The following is a 17,973-nucleotide window of genomic DNA, read 5'->3' as shown; positions in this document are numbered from 1 at the left end:
TTAAAAAAGGTATAAAAATAACCTAAAATATGGTTATCTAGATAAGATTAGGTTATCTGTACGTTTTTTTTTCATTAATTTGTTTTTATAAAGTAAAAATATATGATAAACATTAGATGTAAAGGAATTATTCAATTGTCATTATTGTTGGTAATATCTTCAATTTGGTCACAAGTAACTTCAGTTACTGGTTCGTTTTCTAAATACAATTATAATGAAACTTTTAATTCACAATTTTACAATGACCATGGTTCGGCTACTCGTTCAGCTAGTGGACAACCAGGAGCAGAATATTGGCAAAATAGAGCTGATTATCAACTAACAGCTTATTTGAATCCACAGAAAAACGAAATCACAGGTACCGCTGTTATCAGTTATACCAATAACAGTCCTGATAAACTTTCGTTTTTATGGCTTACTATTGATCAGAATTTATTTAAAGATGACTCAAGAGGAAATGCAGTTATTCCATTAACAGGAAGCCGCAATGGGGCTAGAGGACAAATTTTTGATGGAGGTCATAAGATAAAATCGGTTAAAGTGGTTTCAGGTTCAAAAGCCAAACCATCAGAAACCGAAGTGAAATTTTTAATTACCGATACCCGAATGCAAGTTTTTTTACCTGCGGAATTAAAACCAAAGGGTGATTCAGTAAAATTGAAAATTGATTTCTCTTATATTTCACCTAACGAAGGTTCAGATAGAACAGGTGTTTTAGAGACTAAAAATGGCAAGATATTTACCATTGCGCAATGGTATCCGCGTCTGTGTGTGTATGATGATATTCGAGGGTGGAATGTGAAACCTTATCTAGGAGCAGGAGAGTTTTATTTGGAATACGGAGATTTTGACGTAAGTATTACTGCCCCAGCGAATCATTTTGTGGTTTGTTCGGGTGAATTAACAAATCCTAATTCAGTTTATTCGGTTGCTGAGCAAGGCAGAATGGCAAAAGCCAAACAAAGCGATTCAACTGTTTTAATTCGGACTGCCGAAGAAGTAGAGGCGGGGGCTAAATTGCCTACTACTGCCACTAAAACTTGGAATTTCTCTATGAAGAATGCTCGTGATGTATCTTGGGCGTCGTCTGCGGCTTTTATTGTGGATGCTGCTCAAATCAATTTACCAAGTGGTAAAAAATCATTGGCGATTTCGACCTATCCTATTGAGAGTGCTGGAATGTTAGCATGGGGAAGGGCAACAGAATTTACCAAAGGAGCCATTGAAAATTATTCCAAGAGATGGTTAGAATATCCTTATCCTACAGCAATCAATGTGGCAGGAAACGAGGGAGGAATGGAATATCCAGGTATCGTTTTTTGTAATTGGGAGTCCAAAGGACAGCGTTTATGGGGGGTAACAGATCATGAATTTGGACACACTTGGTTTCCTATGATTGTAGGTTCAAACGAGCGTCTATTTGGATGGATGGATGAAGGTTTGAATACCTTTATCAATTCCCTAAGTAATGTCGATTTTAATCATGGTGAATATAAAGAAGCACCAGAAGATTTGCATAGAAAAGCAAATGAATACAGTAAAGATGTTCTTGAGCCTGTCATGACTGCACCTGATAATATGAAAGAAGTACATATTGCCACCTTATGTTATTCTAAACCTGGTGCCGCCTTAGTCATTTTAAGAGAACATATTTTAGGAATAGAACGTTTTGATTTGGCTTTCAGAACTTATATCGAGCGTTGGGCATACAAACACCCAACACCAGATGATTTTTTTAGGACTATGGAAAATGTTTCTGGCGAAGATTTAGGTTGGTTTTGGAGAGCTTGGTTTACTAATAATTGGAAATTTGACCAAGGGATTACGGCTATTAAATATATTAAAAATGATCCTAAAAATGGCGTTGTGATTACAGTCGAAAATTTCGATAAAATGGCATTGCCTATTATTTTAGATATCAAAACCAAATCAGGAAAACTAACACGTGTAAGACTTCCTGTTGAAGTGTGGCAAAAAAATACAACTTGGTCTTTTAAGCACAACACCACTGAAGAAATTGAAAGTATTAGTTTAGACCCTGATCATGTGTTCCCAGATGTGAATGTGAGTAATAACATTTGGTCTTCTTTAAACGGAGCAATTGAAAAAGATCTTGTTTTGGATGGGTATTTGGGAACTTATTCTAGTACTAAAATGCCAATCAAAATAGTTCTTACTGAAAAATTTAATGTATTGAATGTCGTAATTACAGGATATCCAGGATTTGCTGTAGAAAATATCGGTAAAGACTTATTTGAATCTCAAAGCGCAGGAGTGAAATTTCAATTTAATGAAAAGCTAACAGGGTTTGATTTGCTTTTAAATGATGGTCAAAAAATACCGTTTTCTAAAATTAAATAATGGATTAAGCACAAAGAGCACGACGAGGCATAAAGTTTACCAATATTTTTAATTGAAAAAAACTGATTTACTACGCCAGTTCGCTAACGCTCATGTCACAAATTAGCACAAATTAAATTGTGCTAATTTTTTTTTGATTTTTTTAAAAGTAAACACAAAATTTCTCTGTGCTGATTTCTATAATTTCTAAAATCTGTGTTCCAAAAAGTTATTTCACGAAGTCACACAACGATTTATAAAAGTAAACACAGATTTCACAGATTCCTTTATTCTTATTTCTATATTTCTCAAACCTGCCTGTCGGCAGACAGGTCTGTGTTAAAAAAAACTATAAAAAAATCTGCTAAATCTGCGTGAACAAATTTCGCACGCAGATTCAGCAGATTATATTAATTAAATGGTTTTAAAAAAGAAAAACTTAGTGAACTTAGTGCTTCCTTAGTGGCCTTCGTGTTTAAATAAGTCTAAGCAGGAATCTGCTGGCTCAAGCAATGCAACGTCCCGAATCCCCAAATCAAATCAATTGCACTAATTCCAATGACTTCTCTATTAGGGAAACATTCCGCTAAGATATTCAAAGCCTTACGGTCATTGGCATCGTTAAATGTCGGCACCAACACACAGTTATTCATAATCAAGAAATTAGCATAACTCGCAGGCAAACGCAAGTCCTCAAAATCCAAACGTTTTGGCATTGGTAAACTAACGATGATAGGTGATTGACCATTTTCAAGTTTGGCGTTTTGTAAACGTTTCAGGTTGTCTTGTAGCGGTTTAAAGTTGGCATCATTAGGGTCGGTTTCTACGATTGTTACAATCGTGTCTTCGTTTATGAATCGAGCCAAATCATCAATATGTCCGTGGGTGTCGTCACCTTCGATGCCATCGCCGAGCCAAATCACATTGGTCACGCCCAAATATTCTTTGAAAACCGCTTCGTAATCTTCCTTTGTAAACCCAGCATTTCGCACCTGAATATCAGGATGCATCAAGCATTCTTCCGAAGTCAAAAGCGTACCACGACCATTTACATCAATCGCACCACCTTCTACTATCACAGGTTTTCCTTTGTACGTCACTTGTGTCAATGGCATTTGTAATGCCTCAGTTACAATCGCAGGAACATGCTTGTCTAACTGAAAGTTTTTATACTTCGCCCAACCGTTAAAGTTAAAGTTCAAGCCTTCTCTTTTCCCGTTGTTATACACCACAATAGGTCCCGAATCACGCATCCAGCTCCTATTGGTTTTATGAATAATATACTGAATTTGTTCCAAGTTTACACGGGCTCTTTCGAGCATATCAGTTACTTTGGCTTTTAATTTTTCGTCAGCGACAACCAAAAAGACTTTTTCGTAGGTCGCTACTTTTTTAATGAACTCCACAAAAGCCCACTGAATCGCCTCGTATTTCCCTGGCCAATCATTTCCATTATGCGGAAAACAAAGTAAAATTCCCTCTTGTTTTTCCCATTCAGCAGGAAAACGTCTGTTTGTAGTAGTCATATAAACGAAGCTAAAATTTAATGACCGCAAATATAAGCATTCGCAAGGATTATAAAAACCAAAGCCCATAAAACAACCGCATTTCAGGATTTATCTTCCATTTATTTCAGGAGCTAATTCTCGCTATCCGTTTCAAGCTTATTGCCGTAAACCCTTTTTTCTTGGGGCATGCAGGAGCTTCCTCCGGTCGCTCTGCCTATCCCCAGAAAAAAATGGATTTACAACAACAAGGCTTTCCACTTCTATCAAGGCTAGGGGAGTTGGGTTTGTAGGAAAAATGTTTTTATTGATGGGGGATTTGTAGTTAAATGTTTATTATATTTGAAAATACTTTTTAGTACGAAACTAAAAAAAAAGTGTGGGCATGATGCTAGAACCAACCGAAAAAATCCGATATTAAATAATAAAAACAAATTTATGAAGAATTTAGTAGTGGTAGTTTGTCTGTTCTTTTTTCAAATAGGTATGAGTCAAGCCAGTTCAGAAACACAAACTGTAAATGACACGATATACACTGAAAAGCAAGTCGATATTAAACCTCAACCTCCAGGGGGTAAAGCTAAGTATTGTGGTGAATTTGCAAAACGTTTTAGGACTCCAGAAAATTATAAAGGTAAAATATATGTGAATTTTGTAGTAGAAAAAGATGGAAGTTTGTCTGATATTAAAGTAAAAAACGGTGATAAAAATTTAACGGCACAAGTTCAGAAGATTTTAGAACGTTTCCCAAAATGGACACCTGGTCAATATAAAGAAAAAATTGTTCGAGTAAGTTCGTCAATCCCAATAGTTATTCATCAACTAAATTCTAAAGGTGAAGTTAAATCAGCATTTGATGATCCTTTTTTCAAAAATGAAAACAAGAGAAATGGGTATTGATTCAGTTGGATAGTAAAAAATAAAATTTCATAGTTATGTGCACTGAGATGAGTTAAAATGTTTGTTTTTGTTGTTCGTCTGTTGGAGTGTTTTAATAAAAAATGTGATAGAATTTTTTAATAAATTGTATTTAGAACGCTCAAATACTCAAAAACTTCTCGATACAATTTTGATTAGTAAAGCTGTCGCATTACTAATCAAAATCACTCGAAGTGACGAGAAGGAAAGATACAAAGAGTTTATATTAGATAAACGTTATGTTCACGTCAGTTCGAGTGTTTTAATAAAAAATGCGATAGAATTTTTTTATTTAAATGTATCGGAACCTTTGTGTGTATTAAAGCTTCTCGATACATTTTAGTATTATTTTTTAATTTCTAGCCACAAAATGACTTAAAGTAATATAGATTTTACCTGTTGCCATATCATGGTAGATATTGTATTTTGTTGGATAATTACCTGCTTTTTCAAAATGGTCTGGTTGTGAAAATGACATACTAAAATCTTCACCAGTCATTAGGTATTCTGTGGTAATCATGGGTTCAATAAACGTTAAATGGCCATCATAAGTACCTAGAATCATGATTTTAGAAAAAGGTAATAAATCGAGGAAGTTTCCTGGTAACCAGTGTTTACCCATTTTTTCTTCGGCGGTGTCAGCTCCTGGGGGGGTAAAATAATCGGCTGGCATATATCCTTCAGGGGGATAGTTGTTAAAATAGGCATCGGTACTTTCTGACCAAGCAGGTATATTCATTCGGTCTTGGTAAGAAATCAAATAAAAATGAATATCAAAATGCGGTACATCAAACATGCCTGGTGGTTCGTGACCTTCAGGGTTCCAGTCAAAGCCTATGTGGTCAAAAGGTGTGGCTTGTTTAGCTTTTAAGTGTAAAGGAATAGTATTCATTGAAGCTCCTAATGGTGATTTCTTTTTATCTCTTTCAGGGTTCATTAAAGCTTCTTTGGTCATTTCGATTCCAATTTCCATAGGGAAACCTTCTTTATTTAAACTTACCCAAGAGCGTACTTTGCCAAAACCTATAGTCACTTCTGGGCCTTTAAAAACATTTAATTTTTCAGCTTTCATCTTTTCAAATATTGATGAAGTTGAATTTACAGGATAATCAGAATCGATTTTCTCTTCCTGACTGCAAGAGAGGAGTGCTAAAATAGATGCTAAGAGCATCAGTCTTTTTGATAAAAAATACAAATTTTCCATAATCTAAATATTTAAAGGGTTGATTTTTAATATTGTAGATAAGTTAAATTTGGGGTAATAGAGTGTTCTTACTACCAAATTTACAAAATTGAAATGCAACTAGTAGGCTAATAGTATTTGTTATGATTTTTTTATCATTTTTTGAAGGATATCGATAGTATTGTTATTTTTTAATCATAAAAGGTGATTATATTTCATGGATACCAATTAGTTATAAATAATAATGCAATGTTTTTTTATGAAACATTCTTATGGAAAAATAATCGTGCTGAATAGCCCCGGTAGTAGCGGCATCCTTTATGTTCTTTCTTTAAGAACATAAAGATATAGCGAATAACGGGAGCAATGTTGATTGAATTAACTATTCATTCTGCTCTTACTAATTAGTAGTATCTTATTTGTGAAATATTTTTATTTGGTTTTCTCATTTTTCAATGGCTTAACGCCAAAGTGTTTTTGGAAACAATTTACTAACACGATAACTTCCTTAAATAAAGATTTTATAATACTGTGTTAATCCAAAAGGAAAGACGTAAATCTATTTTTGTCCGAAACAAAAAAATAAGAAACATGAAAAATTTTGGTATTTCAGTATTGACTGCGCTTTTTATTTTAACGAGTTGTGAAAAAGACAAGGTTGATGGTAGTACAGAACAAGAAATCGAAGTAAATGAAGATGCGGCTACGTTTGCAGAAATAGGAAGCATCACGATAGGCGGCGAGGGTGCTGCCGAAATTAGTGCGTATGACGAAACGACTAAAAAACTGTTTACAGTAAACAACAGCGGGACGAACCAAATTGATGTGGTAGATTTATCTGACCCTGCTAATCCTAAAAAATTATCGGCGATTAGTTTGGCTACCTTTAACGGTGCTTCGAACAGTGTGGCGACTTATGGCGGGAAACTGGCTGTGGCGCTAGAATCGAGTACTAATAAACAAGGAAACGGTAAAGTGGTGGTTTTTAACACGGCGGATAATAGCTTGGTTAAAGAAATTACAGTGGGAGTTTTGCCAGATATGGTGACTTTTTCGCCTGATGGAAAATTTATTATGTCGGCTAATGAAGGTGAACCCAATGCAGATTATACAGTTGACCCTGATGGCTCGATTTCGATTATTGATGTTGCCAATAATTATACGGCTACGACCTTGACTTTTGCGAGTTTTGAAAATCAGTTGGCTACTTTAAGAACTAAAGGTTTCAGAATTTCGAAAACGGCTAAAAGTTTTGCTGCAGATATCGAACCAGAATACATTACAATTTCAGCCGATTCCAAAACGGCTTGGGTAAGTTTGCAAGAAAACAATGGTGTGGCCAAAGTAGATTTGAGCTCGAAAACAATAACAGCAATTTTTGGATTAGGCTATAAAGATTTTAATTCAGTTGCGAACGGAATTGATATTAGCGATAAAGACGGAAGTATTGTTTTCAATCCTTGGAAAGTAAAGGGAATGTTTATGCCAGATGCTATTGCAAGTTATACGGTAAGCGGAACACCTTATTTTATTACAGCTAACGAAGGTGACGCTAGAGAATACGGAACTTATGCCGATGTGAAAAGATTGGCTAAAATGACGTTTGACCCAACGGTTTTTCCTGATGCTGCCACTTTTAAGGCAGATGAGAAAATGGGACGATTAAACCTGATTTCGACTGAAGGAGATACAGACGGTGATGGTGATTTGGATGAGTTAATCAGTTTTGGAGCGCGTTCTTTTACGATTTGGAATGGTAATACAGGAAGTTTGGTTTTTGATAGTAAAAACGATTTAGATAAGCGTTCGAATGATTTTGGAACCTATGATGATGGTCGTAGTGATGATAAAGGTTCAGAACCAGAGTCGGTTGTAGTGGCAAAAATGGGGAACAAAAATATCTTGTTTGTAGGTCTTGAAAGAACCGATACAGTGGTAGTTTATGATATTACGAATCCATCAGCTCCAGTTTATTTGCAAAGCATCAAAACAGGTGACGCTCCTGAAGGTTTGTTGTTTATTCCTGCTTCGAAGTCGCCAACCAAAAGAAGTTTGTTAGTAGTGAGTAGTGAAGGGGATGGAACGGTGAAAATTTTCCAGCCTAACTTGAAGTAAAAATTATTTAAACATTATGCGCACAAAGTAGGCACGGAGGACACAAAGGATTTAAAAAAATCGGTGTTAATCTTTTTAATTCTATCTAACTCTTTGTCTAAATGTGTGTTTATCAAATATTTCTATTAAAAAAAATCTGTGTAAATCTGCGTGCAAAAAATAAGCACGCAGATTTGGCAGATTTTTGCAGATAATAATTTTGATATTAATTAGAAATTTGTGTAATTCAATTTAATACATTTTTGAATTTGTGCTAATTTGTGTAATTTGTGGTCTTTTTCCAAGTTAGCAACTCTTTGTCAAAGTCCGACCACTTTCTTTAAATCTGTGGCTAGAAAAAACGTATGAAAAATAAATGGACTAAAGCATATTTGCCTTAGTCCATTTTATGTTTTAAACCTTTGTGCTCTTCGTGGTTCCTTTGTGTTAAACCAAACTTTTCGAAACCTTAGCGCAGTTTGCGGTTAATTTTTTACTAGTCGATTGCTCTTTTCGTAATATCTCCAAAGGCATCAATGCGTCGGTCTCTAAAGAACGGCCAGTTTTGACGTACGTTTTCTTGTAAATCTAAATCTACTTCGGCAATCAAAATCTCTTCTTTATCGTGTGAGGCTTGTGCTAAAATTTCTCCTTGTGGTCCACAAATAAACGAAGCACCCCAGAATTCAATTCCTGCCGTTCCTTCGATGTATTGCTCTAAACCGATACGGTTTGCAGCTGCTACATATACACCATTGGCTACAGCATGTCCTTTCATCACATTCATCCAAGCGCCATATTGGTTTTCGCCATACTGCTCTTTTTCTTGTGGATGCCATCCAATAGCAGTTGGGTAAAACAAGGCTTCAGCACCTTGTAAAGCCGTCAAACGAGCTGCTTCTGGATACCATTGGTCCCAACAAATTAGTGTTCCAATTTTTCCTTTTTTGGTTGGAATAGTTTTAAATCCTAAGTCACCTGGAGTAAAGTAGAATTTTTCATAAAAATGAGGGTCGTCTGGAATGTGCATTTTACGGTACAATCCTGCTTCACTACCATCTGTGTCAATAATGTAAGCACTGTTGTGGTAGATTCCAGCCATTCTTTTTTCGAAGAAAGGAACAATAATAACCACTCCTAGTTCTTTGGCTAATTCGCTAAAAGCAATAAAAGAAGTACTATACAAAGGTTCAGCTATCGAGAAATTTTCGACATCTTCACTTTGACAAAAATAATGACTGCTGTACAATTCTGGTAGCGAAATCACTTCGGCTCCTTGACTGGCAGCATCGCGTACCCAACTGATACATTTTTTTAAGTTGTTTTCGGCAACATCATTTAAGTTCAATTGGATGACCGCTATTTTATATTTTTTGTTTGGCATGGCATAAAATTTAGACTGCAAAAATAAGGATTTTATAAAGAGTCTTACTAGTGTAAAAAGGAATTTTTTGTAGAGAATAATTCAATTGCTATTTGTTTTAATTTTAATCAAATGAAATAAAATACTCTATTTTTGTATTTCATTTGAACTAATACCCTTAAAAACTATGAAATCCAATTTCAATTTTAAAACAGTTATTTTACTGTTTTTGATGCTTTCTACGAGTCAACTTACAGTAGCACAATCAGACTCTGAAAAAGTCAATATTATTGTCAACCAAATGCTAAAGGCTATGGGAGGCATTAAAAATTATAACAACACGCATTTCATTCAATGGGAATTTGGAAAAAGAAAATTGTATTGGGACAAATGGTCGGGTGATGTACGTGTGGAAAGTCCGGAAAACAATCAATGTATTTTGGTTAATGTAAATACCTTAAAAGGAAAAGTATTCGAAAATGGAATTCTAGTTGAAGACGAAGCCAAAACAAATAAATTGCTAAACCAAGCTAAGAACTGGTGGATTAATGATTCGTATTGGCTAGTTATGCCTTGGAAACTACAAGATCCAGGAGTGACTTTGACGTACATTAAAACTGATATATTACCCAACGGAAAAACAGCAGATGTTTTGCAAATGACTTTTAATGCTGTAGGAGTAACTCCTGATAATAAATATTGGGTATATGTGGATCAAGAAGATCATTTAATCAAACAATGGTCTTTTTATAAAAACTTCAATGATGCCGAGCCACAGTTTACAAGGGCTTGGGACAATTATCAAAAAACTGGAGAAATTTTATTATCTTTTGATAGGAGTAAGGGGGCTGGTGGACCTCGCAATGTGATTGTGAGTTCCAATTTGGATTCGGCAATATTTACAAAATTGTAATAGAATTTAGAAGGAGAGGTTTTGCACCTCTCTTTTTTATGTTTAGTATTTCTAACTTTAACATAATAGTATTTTTTTCATGTAATAAGAACAACTACTTTTGGTTAACCAATTAATAATAACCAAAATAATTTTTATCTTAAGTAATGAAAAAACTAATTCTACTGTTTGTCCTCTTTTTTGTTTCGCATACACAAGCTCAACTCGTGCTTTGGAATTTTAAAAGTTTACAAGAAGCTAAACAAGGTAATGCCCCTAGCTTAAAAACCATTATTCGAGATGCTGATAAAGTTTTGAATAAAAAACTAATCACAGTTACCGATAAGGAAATGACACCTCCAAGTGGCGATAAGAACGATTATATGAGTATGGGAAGGTATTGGTGGCCTGATCCTAGCAAGGCGGATGGTTTGCCATATATTCGTAATGATGGGGTTTCAAATCCTGAAATCGAAAAGTTAGACCGTTATCCATTAGGGAGTTTTGCTAAAAGTATCGAAAATTTAGCCTTAGCTTATTATATCACTGATGATGAAAAATACGCTAAAAAAGCAGTCGAAAATCTTCAAATTTGGTTGATAAATAAAGAAACCAAAATGAATCCGAATATGAATTTTGGTCAAACTATTCCTGGTAAACACGGTGGGAAAGGACGCGGAGAAGGTATTTTGGATACCTATTCTTTTGTTGAAATGCTTGATGGAGTGGAGTTGTTGCGAAAATCAAACCATTTCACTAAAGCAGATCAACAAGCCGTAAAAGAATGGTTTACAACCTATTTAGATTGGATGCTCACTGCTGAAGTAGCTGCAGAAGAGCAAAATGCAAAAAATAATCACGGAACCGCTTTTGATGTGCAAATAGTACGTTTTGCAATGTTTGTAGGTAAAAACGACATTGCTAAAAAAATGATTGAATCTTTTCCTAAAAATCGCTTGTTTGCTCAAATCGAACCTAATGGTGCACAGCCTTTAGAATTAGAAAGAACAACTGCTTTTGGTTATTCCGTGTTCAATTTGACCCATTTTTTAGATATGGCAAAATTGGCTACAGTATTCAAAATAAATCTATTAAAAGCTACATCAGATGATGGTCGTGGCATTTTGAAAGCTATTGATTTTCTGGTTCCATACATCGGAAAACCGATTACTGATTTCCCGTATAAGCAAATAAAAGAGTGGGAGGAAGTACAACAAAAATTATGTTGGCAACTGTATCGAGTAGATAAAATGCTAGGAAAACCAGTTTATAAAAAATACTATAAAGATCATTTGGATACCAAAAAAGTAAATACCGATGCTGTTTTGTATTAGTAGTTTTAGGAGCATAACCGTTAGTTTTTCATAGGAACGACTTCACCTGCTGTACGCTGTATCTTGTGGCGGCTTAACGCCTGCCGCCACAAGGATGCCGCTCCCATCAGGGCTAACGAAGAAAAATAATTTCCAAAATTTAAATAGCCAAATTCCAATGTCCGAATTGAAAAAAGGGCAATTTTCCTTTTTACTTCAAACTCCCAACTTCAAACTCCCAACTTCCAACCAAAAATCTACTTCGTTTTAACCTCTTCCACCAATTCTAATTCTTCTAAATTCACTTTGGAAGTGAAAATCCCGTAATTGACCGTTGCTTTCTTTTTTTCAATGCTGTCAATGCTTCCCACGGCTTTTCCGTCAATCATACGCACACGATCACCTACTTTTAAAATGTGTTTTGGCTTTTCAATAACTGGTTTCAGTTTCTTTTCTTTTTTCTCTTTTCGGATTTCTTCAACGATAACTTCGGCCTCTTTGATAATTTCTTTTTTCTTAGCAACTATAGCTTTGACTTCTTTAGGAGTAGCTTTTTTACGTTTAGAATTTTCGATTTCAACGATTTTCAAAAACTCACCAATTAACTCTTTTTTATTCTTACTATTGAAATATTTGGCAGCCAAATCATCCACTTTTTGACCTAGATATATCGTCTTTTGGTTGCTATCATAGAGTTCTTGATAACTTTCCAGTTTGCTCTTGATTTTCTCGTTGATAGATTCCATTTTCTTCCCTTCTTCACGGGCTTTGGTTTCTTCTTCTTTTAGAGTTTGCGAGGTTTTTTCTAATTTAGAACGTTCTTTTTGTAAGGTAGCTATGGTTTTGTCAAATCGAACTTTACCCACCTCAATTTTCTTTTTCGCACGATTAATCAAGCTAAACGGAATTCCGTTTTTTTGAGCAACTTCAAAAGTAAAAGAACTTCCTGCTTGTCCAAGGACTAATTTGTACATCGGCTCCAGTGATTTTTCGTCAAAAAGCATGTTGGCGTTTGTGGCAAACGGCAATTCGTTTGCTAGTATTTTCAAATTAGAGTAGTGGGTTGTTATGATTCCAAAAGCTTCCCGATGGTAAAACTCTTCCAAGAAAATTTCCGCCAAAGCACCTCCCAATTCAGGGTCAGATCCTGTACCAAATTCGTCAATCAAAAACATGGTTTTGGAGTTACATTTCTTCAAGAAGTAGTTCATGTTTTTCAATCGGTAACTATAGGTACTTAAGTGATTTTCAATAGATTGATTATCGCCGATATCAGTTAATATTCTGTCGAATAAAAAGGTTTCAGAACGTTCATGTACTGGAATCAACATTCCTGATTGCAGCATTAATTGTAGTAAGCCCACGGTTTTAAGAGAGATGGTTTTACCACCTGCGTTAGGACCTGAGATGACAATAATGCGGTTTTCTTGTTGTAACTCGATGGTTTGTGGATAGGTAATTTCCTTTTTTTGCTTGTTGGTTAGATACAAAATAGGATGGTAGGCATCCCTAAAATACAAACGTCGATTATTAGTGATTTCAGGTAAGATTCCGTTGATTCTATCCGCATATTTTGCTTTGGCTGCAATTACATCAATATCACTCAGGAAATCTTGGTATTGTTTCAATAAAGGCAAAAAGGGTCTTATATTGTTTGATAGTTGTTTTAATATTCGTTTGATTTCTTCCTTTTCTTCGTATTCTAATACGCTTAATTCACGTGAATAACGAAGCGTTGTTTCAGGCTCGATATAAGCAATGCTTCCCGTCTTTGAACTTCCTAAGATGGTTCCGCGAACTTTACGACGGTACATAGCTAAAACAGCTAAAACACGTCGGTTTTGAACGAAACTCTCTTTGATATCATCCAAATATCCTAAACCGTTGTATTGCGATAATGCAATACCAAAACTTTGATTGACTTTTCCACGAACCAAATTCATGTTTCTACGAATGTCCACTAAATCTGGTGAGGCGTTGTCTTTAATTTCCCCGTATTTGTCAACGACTACGTCAATGAGCGAGATAATGTCTTTGGTTAGTTCGACTTCATTCGCTCTTTTGTTGATGTGTGGGTAGTAATCGTCAAATTTTCGTAGAAAGTTCAACAAGAAATTTACGGTAGTAGAAAGGTTGGCAATTTTTCTAAAACTTCCTACTTCAAGTATGCTGTCTTCAATGGCTAGGAACTTGATTTCGTGCGTTATCGCATCAAAACCGTGATTAGGAATAGCATTGTTGTTTTGAAAAGACGAAACATACTCTGAGGTTTGCATCAAGGCTTCCATCAAAGTTTCTTTGTCTCTAAAAGGAGTTATATCTAAAGCTTTTTGTTTTCCAAGGTCAGTGTTGCAGATATCTGAGATTGTTGCTAGAACAGTTGGAAATTGTAAATCTTGAAGTGTTTTTTCGGTAATGGATATCATTCTATGAAATAAGTTGTAAAGTAGCAAAGTTACAAACTTGTTAAGTTGTAATAATCCAAAACAATTAATTTTTATATTTGTTATATGAAAAAAGATGAAATCATACACACTTTGCAAAAAGAAAAACAATACCTGAAAGATAATTTCGGTGTCATTTCTATTGCGTTGTTTGGTTCTTATGCCAAAGGAATAGAAAATTCTGAGAGTGATGTTGATTTTTTTGTAGAATTTAAAGAACCTTCTTATAGTTTTTTGATGGGATTGTACTCTTTTTTAGAAAACAAATTAAAATCTAAAGTAGATATTGTCCGTAAAGGTCCTCATGTATCCGAACGTTTTTTGAGTACTATTAAAAGCGAGTTGATTTATGTATGATGCTGTTTATAAATATTCACTAGAAATTATTTTAGAACACATCTCAATATGTAATAAAAGATTCTCTGCTATTAATACTCCAGAAGACTTTGTTAGTACGGATTACGGCAAAACTTTGTTGGATGCCATTGTAACTCGGTTACAGGCTATTGGTGAGAATATTAAAAATATTAATCGGAAGCATCAGTTATTAAAACAGCATTATCCTGCTATTGAATGGAATAAAATCATTCGCTTTAGAGATTTCATATCGCATCATTATGAAATGCTTGATTATGAGATTATCTTTCAAATTTGTGAAGATTACTTACCGCAATTAGAGTTAGTTATTAAACAAGAATTAGCTAAATTTAATTAAAATGCAAAACACCCTTACACCAGATTGGGAGGCTCTTTTAGCTGATGAATTTCAACAAGCTTATTTTAAGGAATTAATAGATGCCGTTGATGAAGAATACCAAACAAACAGCTGTTTTCCACCAAAGGAGTTGATTTTCTCGGCTTTTAATCATTGTAGCTTGGCTGAATTGAAAGTAGTTATTATTGGTCAAGATCCGTATCATGGAGTGGGTGAGGCGAATGGCTTGAGTTTCTCAGTGAATGATGGAGTGAAGATTCCGCCGTCGTTGCGTAATATTTATCGCGAAATCTGTGAGGATTTGGATTATATTTTTATGCCAACTTCTGGAAATTTAGAATCTTGGGCAAAACAAGGAGTTTTATTATTAAATGCATCTTTAACCGTTAGAAAAGACAGTCCGAATAGCCACAAGCATCTAAAATGGAATAAGTTCACTGATGCTGTTATCCAAAAAATATCAGAGGAGAAAGAGGGAATTGTTTTCTTGCTTTGGGGAGGATTTGCCCAAAAGAAAGGTGCTAAGATTGATAGAACCAAACATTTGGTTTTGGAATCGGGACATCCATCGCCGATGAGTGCGAATCAAGGGAAATGGTTTGGGAATAAGCATTTTAGTCAAACGAATGCGTATTTGAGGGAGAAAGGAGTGAGGGAGATTGAATGGTTTTTTTGAGGTGAAAAGGTTCTGAGTTACTAAGATGCTAAGATGTAAAAGAGAAAGGAATAAGAGATAAGAGGTTGGCTTAAAGTTTTAAAATAAGAACATTGTCACCATTGGAATTTGGAATTTGATTTTGCGTGAGGGATAGTAGCTAGCTACCGAAGTAGCGCGTATAGCCCGACAGCAATAAAAAAGGGACTTAATCACCGTACTGATGATTAAGTCCCTTTTTTATTGCTGGCACGCCCAGATAAAGAGTGTGCTATTTTTTTATGATTTCTTCAAGTGTAGCGCTTTCGGCCTTGTTGCTTACTTTTAAGATAATAGCTTGATTGTTCATTGTTTTTCCTTCAATGATATATAATTTAGTGCTTTGTCCAAACTCGGTGTTGCTTTGATCAAAATCTACATCTCCAAATTGTAAAGTATTTTTGATGTCGATGGTATCAATCCAAGATTCAGCTAAAACGGCTGAGGCTTTTTCGGAATAGTTGAAAGGTTTACTGCGTAGGTCATTTAAAACTCTTGAATTAGGAAAATAGTTGCAACGGGTGTCTTTTCCGCTAAAAACCAAACCAACAAAAAATAGACCTATTACTAATCCTACCAAGTAGTAGGCAAAACGTTGAAAAAACTTCATGGATTTTTAATTTGCTGCAAAGGTAAAATAAAGATTCCTTAAAATACAATTAAATTGATGTCGTTATTGGGTAAATTGAACCAATCGCCTATAGCTTTGTTAGTCAGGATGCCGTGGTAAAGATAAACACCATTTTTAAGTCCTACATCACAACGAATGGCGCTTTCGATACCACCATCTTCGGCAATTTGCATCAAATAAGGAGTAATGATGTTGCTGATAGAAAGGGAAGCCGTTTTAGAGTAGCGAGAAGCAATATTAGGCACACAATAATGCAATACATTGCTTTTGATAAATGTTGGCTTTTCGTGTGTCGTTACTTCGGAGGTTTCAAAACAACCTCCAGTGTCGATACTCACATCGACGATAACTGCCCCTTTTTTCATGTGTTCAACCATGGTTTCAGTAACGACCACAGGGCAACGATCTACACCACGTAAAGCACCGATGGCAACATCACAACGACGCAAAGCTTTGGTTAATGCTTTGGTTTGAATAGTTGAAGTGAATATCCTCTGGTCTAGTGTATTCTGTAACCTTCTTAATTTGGTAATGGAGTTGTCAAATACTTTAATATTCGCTCCTAATCCGATGGCTGTTTTAGCGGCAAATTCGGCTACGGTTCCTGCTCCGATGATGACAACATCTGTGGGAGGAACTCCGGTAATATTTCCAAATAACAACCCTTTACCAAAATCATTTGTAATCATCAATTCGGCTGCTATAAGTATGGAAGCAGTTCCAGCAATTTCACTCGAAGAGCGTACTGCTGGATAGGAACCATCTTCGTCTTTGATATATTCAAATGCTAAAGCAGTAATTTTTTTCTTGCTCAAGGCTTCGAAATAAGCTTTGTTTTTGGTTTTTAGTTGGATAGACGAAATGAGGATGGTTTTACTGTTCATCATTTCAATTTCATCAATGGTAGGTGCACCTACTTTGAGAATCATGGGACAACCAAATACTTTTCGGGTGTCGTGCGTGATTTCGGCACCTGCATCACTATATTCTTTGTCTGTATAACTAGAACTTTCTCCCGCTCCTGATTCAATCATCACGCGATGACCGTGGTGCGTTAATGAGTTTACGGCATCAGGAGTTAGGCAAATACGACGTTCTTGATAACTGGTTTCACTGGGGATGCCAATAAAAAGTTCGCTTTTTCGTTTGCTTACTTCCAGTTTTTCTTCTTGAGGTAGTAACTGTTCTTTAGTAAAAGGAGTAATTGCTATCGATATTGACATTGTAAATGTGATAATTTAAAAGTAAAATTACGCAAAAAGATTAAAAAAATCATCTTCTGTTAGTATAAATCGTCAAAAGCAAACATTTTAGTAACAGTTAGTTGATTCAGGAATTAAGATTGTGATTTTTTACTTTAATTCTAAAATTCGTTTCCCATCGGGTAAGGCTTTGATAGTGATAGTTGTGTGTAATTCAGGAATAAGATTGGGGATTTTTTCTGCCCATTCAATAAAGCACCAGTTACCCGAATACAGATATTCGTCAACTCCCATATCTAAAGCTTCCATTTCGTTTTTTAAACGGTAAAAGTCAAAATGATAAACTAATTGGTCGTTAGCAGCTTCGTATTCATTAACTAAAGAAAAGGTGGGACTGCTGGTAGCACCAGTAACTCCAAGTTTTTTCGATAATTCTTTGATAAATGTTGTTTTTCCAGCACCCATTTCGCCATGAAATAAAATGACCTCATTAGGTTTTGCTTCAAGCACTTTTTTAGCTACTGTGTCAATCTCGTTTAAAGAAAAAATAAATTCCATTTTAGTTTTTTATAAGTTTTTGCCACGAAATAAGTGGTTTTTTTTTTGACACAAATTGCACAAATTATCACAAATTCAGAAACCTTAAATAATTACACAAATATCTATTTTACTGATCGAT

15 protein-coding genes are annotated in these 17,973 nt (G+C 35.1%); 8 read left to right on the top strand and 7 right to left on the bottom strand.

The window, feature by feature from the left end; translation table 11 throughout:
• Positions 1-102 precede the first annotated feature (102 nt).
• Complete coding sequence (locus SLW70_RS13005) at positions 103-2,361, top strand: M1 family metallopeptidase (RefSeq protein ID WP_320888920.1); 2,259 nt, start codon at positions 103-105, stop codon at positions 2,359-2,361.
• A gap of 464 nt (positions 2,362-2,825) precedes the next feature.
• Here the strand turns inward: SLW70_RS13005 and SLW70_RS13000 are convergent, their stop codons facing one another.
• A complete protein-coding gene (locus tag SLW70_RS13000) occupies positions 2,826-3,866 on the bottom strand; it encodes an agmatine deiminase family protein (protein ID WP_320888919.1) in 1,041 nt (346 codons plus the stop codon).
• A gap of 417 nt (positions 3,867-4,283) precedes the next feature.
• Here SLW70_RS13000 and SLW70_RS12995 point away from each other — a divergent pair, with 417 nt between their 5' ends.
• A complete protein-coding gene (locus SLW70_RS12995; protein WP_320888917.1) occupies positions 4,284-4,745 on the top strand; it encodes an energy transducer TonB in 462 nt (153 codons plus the stop codon).
• A gap of 370 nt (positions 4,746-5,115) precedes the next feature.
• On the opposite strand, the gene SLW70_RS12990 is transcribed toward SLW70_RS12995, so the two are convergent.
• Positions 5,116-5,967, bottom strand: a complete 852-nt coding sequence (locus tag SLW70_RS12990; RefSeq protein WP_320888915.1) for a DUF5602 domain-containing protein — start codon at positions 5,965-5,967, stop codon at positions 5,116-5,118.
• Positions 5,968-6,537: 570 nt separating this feature from the next.
• Between SLW70_RS12990 and SLW70_RS12985 the strand changes: the two genes are divergently transcribed.
• Positions 6,538-8,061, top strand: a complete 1,524-nt coding sequence (locus tag SLW70_RS12985; RefSeq protein WP_320888913.1) for a choice-of-anchor I family protein — start codon at positions 6,538-6,540, stop codon at positions 8,059-8,061.
• Between the two features lie 475 nt (positions 8,062-8,536).
• Here the strand turns inward: SLW70_RS12985 and SLW70_RS12980 are convergent, their stop codons facing one another.
• A complete protein-coding gene (locus SLW70_RS12980) occupies positions 8,537-9,424 on the bottom strand; it encodes a carbon-nitrogen hydrolase (RefSeq protein WP_320891798.1) in 888 nt (295 codons plus the stop codon).
• Positions 9,425-9,590: 166 nt separating this feature from the next.
• On the opposite strand from SLW70_RS12980, the gene SLW70_RS12975 reads away from it, so the two are divergent.
• Together SLW70_RS12975 and SLW70_RS12970 are read left to right on the top strand one after the other, a co-directional pair.
• Complete coding sequence (locus tag SLW70_RS12975) at positions 9,591-10,316, top strand: hypothetical protein (protein ID WP_320888911.1); 726 nt, start codon at positions 9,591-9,593, stop codon at positions 10,314-10,316.
• A 146-nt stretch (positions 10,317-10,462) separates the two neighbouring features.
• Complete coding sequence (locus SLW70_RS12970) at positions 10,463-11,629, top strand: alginate lyase family protein (RefSeq protein WP_320888909.1); 1,167 nt, start codon at positions 10,463-10,465, stop codon at positions 11,627-11,629.
• Positions 11,630-11,865: 236 nt separating this feature from the next.
• Here SLW70_RS12970 and SLW70_RS12965 read toward each other — a convergent pair whose 3' ends face one another.
• A complete protein-coding gene (locus SLW70_RS12965) occupies positions 11,866-14,034 on the bottom strand; it encodes an endonuclease MutS2 (RefSeq protein WP_320888907.1) in 2,169 nt (722 codons plus the stop codon).
• An 84-nt stretch (positions 14,035-14,118) separates the two neighbouring features.
• Here SLW70_RS12965 and SLW70_RS12960 point away from each other — a divergent pair, with 84 nt between their 5' ends.
• Genes SLW70_RS12960 through ung form a run of 3 tightly spaced genes read left to right on the top strand, consistent with a single transcriptional unit; the run spans position 14,119 to position 15,443 of the window.
• The gene (locus tag SLW70_RS12960; protein WP_320888905.1) at positions 14,119-14,409 is read left to right on the top strand and encodes a nucleotidyltransferase family protein; all 291 of its coding nucleotides are present in this window, start codon (positions 14,119-14,121) and stop codon (positions 14,407-14,409) included.
• Positions 14,402-14,767, top strand: a complete 366-nt coding sequence (locus tag SLW70_RS12955; protein ID WP_320888903.1) for a DUF86 domain-containing protein — start codon at positions 14,402-14,404, stop codon at positions 14,765-14,767. Before SLW70_RS12960 ends, SLW70_RS12955 begins: the two co-directional genes overlap by 8 nt.
• A gap of 1 nt (position 14,768) precedes the next feature.
• Complete coding sequence (ung, locus tag SLW70_RS12950) at positions 14,769-15,443, top strand: uracil-DNA glycosylase (protein ID WP_320888901.1); 675 nt, start codon at positions 14,769-14,771, stop codon at positions 15,441-15,443.
• Positions 15,444-15,693: 250 nt separating this feature from the next.
• Here the strand turns inward: ung and SLW70_RS12945 are convergent, their stop codons facing one another.
• The 3 genes from SLW70_RS12945 to tsaE all read right to left on the bottom strand — a co-directional run bounded on the left by SLW70_RS12945 (position 15,694) and on the right by tsaE (position 17,852).
• Entirely contained in the window at positions 15,694-16,071 is a 378-nt protein-coding gene (locus SLW70_RS12945) for a DUF4258 domain-containing protein (RefSeq protein WP_320888899.1), read from the bottom strand.
• Between the two features lie 38 nt (positions 16,072-16,109).
• A complete protein-coding gene (locus SLW70_RS12940) occupies positions 16,110-17,309 on the bottom strand; it encodes an alanine dehydrogenase (protein ID WP_320891797.1) in 1,200 nt (399 codons plus the stop codon).
• Between the two features lie 135 nt (positions 17,310-17,444).
• Positions 17,445-17,852, bottom strand: coding sequence for a tRNA (adenosine(37)-N6)-threonylcarbamoyltransferase complex ATPase subunit type 1 TsaE (gene tsaE, locus SLW70_RS12935; RefSeq protein WP_320888897.1), 408 nt, complete (start codon positions 17,850-17,852; stop codon positions 17,445-17,447).
• Positions 17,853-17,973 lie beyond the last annotated feature (121 nt).

Origin of the sequence: Flavobacterium sp. NG2 (genome assembly GCF_034119845.1) — a bacterium.
In the GTDB taxonomy this organism is placed as follows: domain Bacteria; phylum Bacteroidota; class Bacteroidia; order Flavobacteriales; family Flavobacteriaceae; genus Flavobacterium.
The sequence above is the reverse complement of the archived record's forward strand: the minus strand, read 5'-3'. Positions and strand labels throughout refer to the sequence as shown.

Coding starts and splice junctions, on each gene's coding strand:
- SLW70_RS12975 (WP_320888911.1), top strand. CDS start 9,591: ATGAAATCCAATTTCAATTTTAAAACAGTTATTTTACTGTTTTTGATG.
- SLW70_RS13000 (WP_320888919.1), bottom strand. CDS start 3,866: ATGACTACTACAAACAGACGTTTTCCTGCTGAATGGGAAAAACAAGAG.
- SLW70_RS12960 (WP_320888905.1), top strand. CDS start 14,119: ATGAAAAAAGATGAAATCATACACACTTTGCAAAAAGAAAAACAATAC.
- SLW70_RS12955 (WP_320888903.1), top strand. CDS start 14,402: ATGTATGATGCTGTTTATAAATATTCACTAGAAATTATTTTAGAACAC.
- SLW70_RS12965 (WP_320888907.1), bottom strand. CDS start 14,034: ATGATATCCATTACCGAAAAAACACTTCAAGATTTACAATTTCCAACT.
- SLW70_RS12980 (WP_320891798.1), bottom strand. CDS start 9,424: ATGCCAAACAAAAAATATAAAATAGCGGTCATCCAATTGAACTTAAAT.
- SLW70_RS12985 (WP_320888913.1), top strand. CDS start 6,538: ATGAAAAATTTTGGTATTTCAGTATTGACTGCGCTTTTTATTTTAACG.
- ung (WP_320888901.1), top strand. CDS start 14,769: ATGCAAAACACCCTTACACCAGATTGGGAGGCTCTTTTAGCTGATGAA.
- SLW70_RS12990 (WP_320888915.1), bottom strand. CDS start 5,967: ATGGAAAATTTGTATTTTTTATCAAAAAGACTGATGCTCTTAGCATCT.
- SLW70_RS12945 (WP_320888899.1), bottom strand. CDS start 16,071: ATGAAGTTTTTTCAACGTTTTGCCTACTACTTGGTAGGATTAGTAATA.
- tsaE (WP_320888897.1), bottom strand. CDS start 17,852: ATGGAATTTATTTTTTCTTTAAACGAGATTGACACAGTAGCTAAAAAA.
- SLW70_RS12995 (WP_320888917.1), top strand. CDS start 4,284: ATGAAGAATTTAGTAGTGGTAGTTTGTCTGTTCTTTTTTCAAATAGGT.
- SLW70_RS13005 (WP_320888920.1), top strand. CDS start 103: ATGATAAACATTAGATGTAAAGGAATTATTCAATTGTCATTATTGTTG.
- SLW70_RS12970 (WP_320888909.1), top strand. CDS start 10,463: ATGAAAAAACTAATTCTACTGTTTGTCCTCTTTTTTGTTTCGCATACA.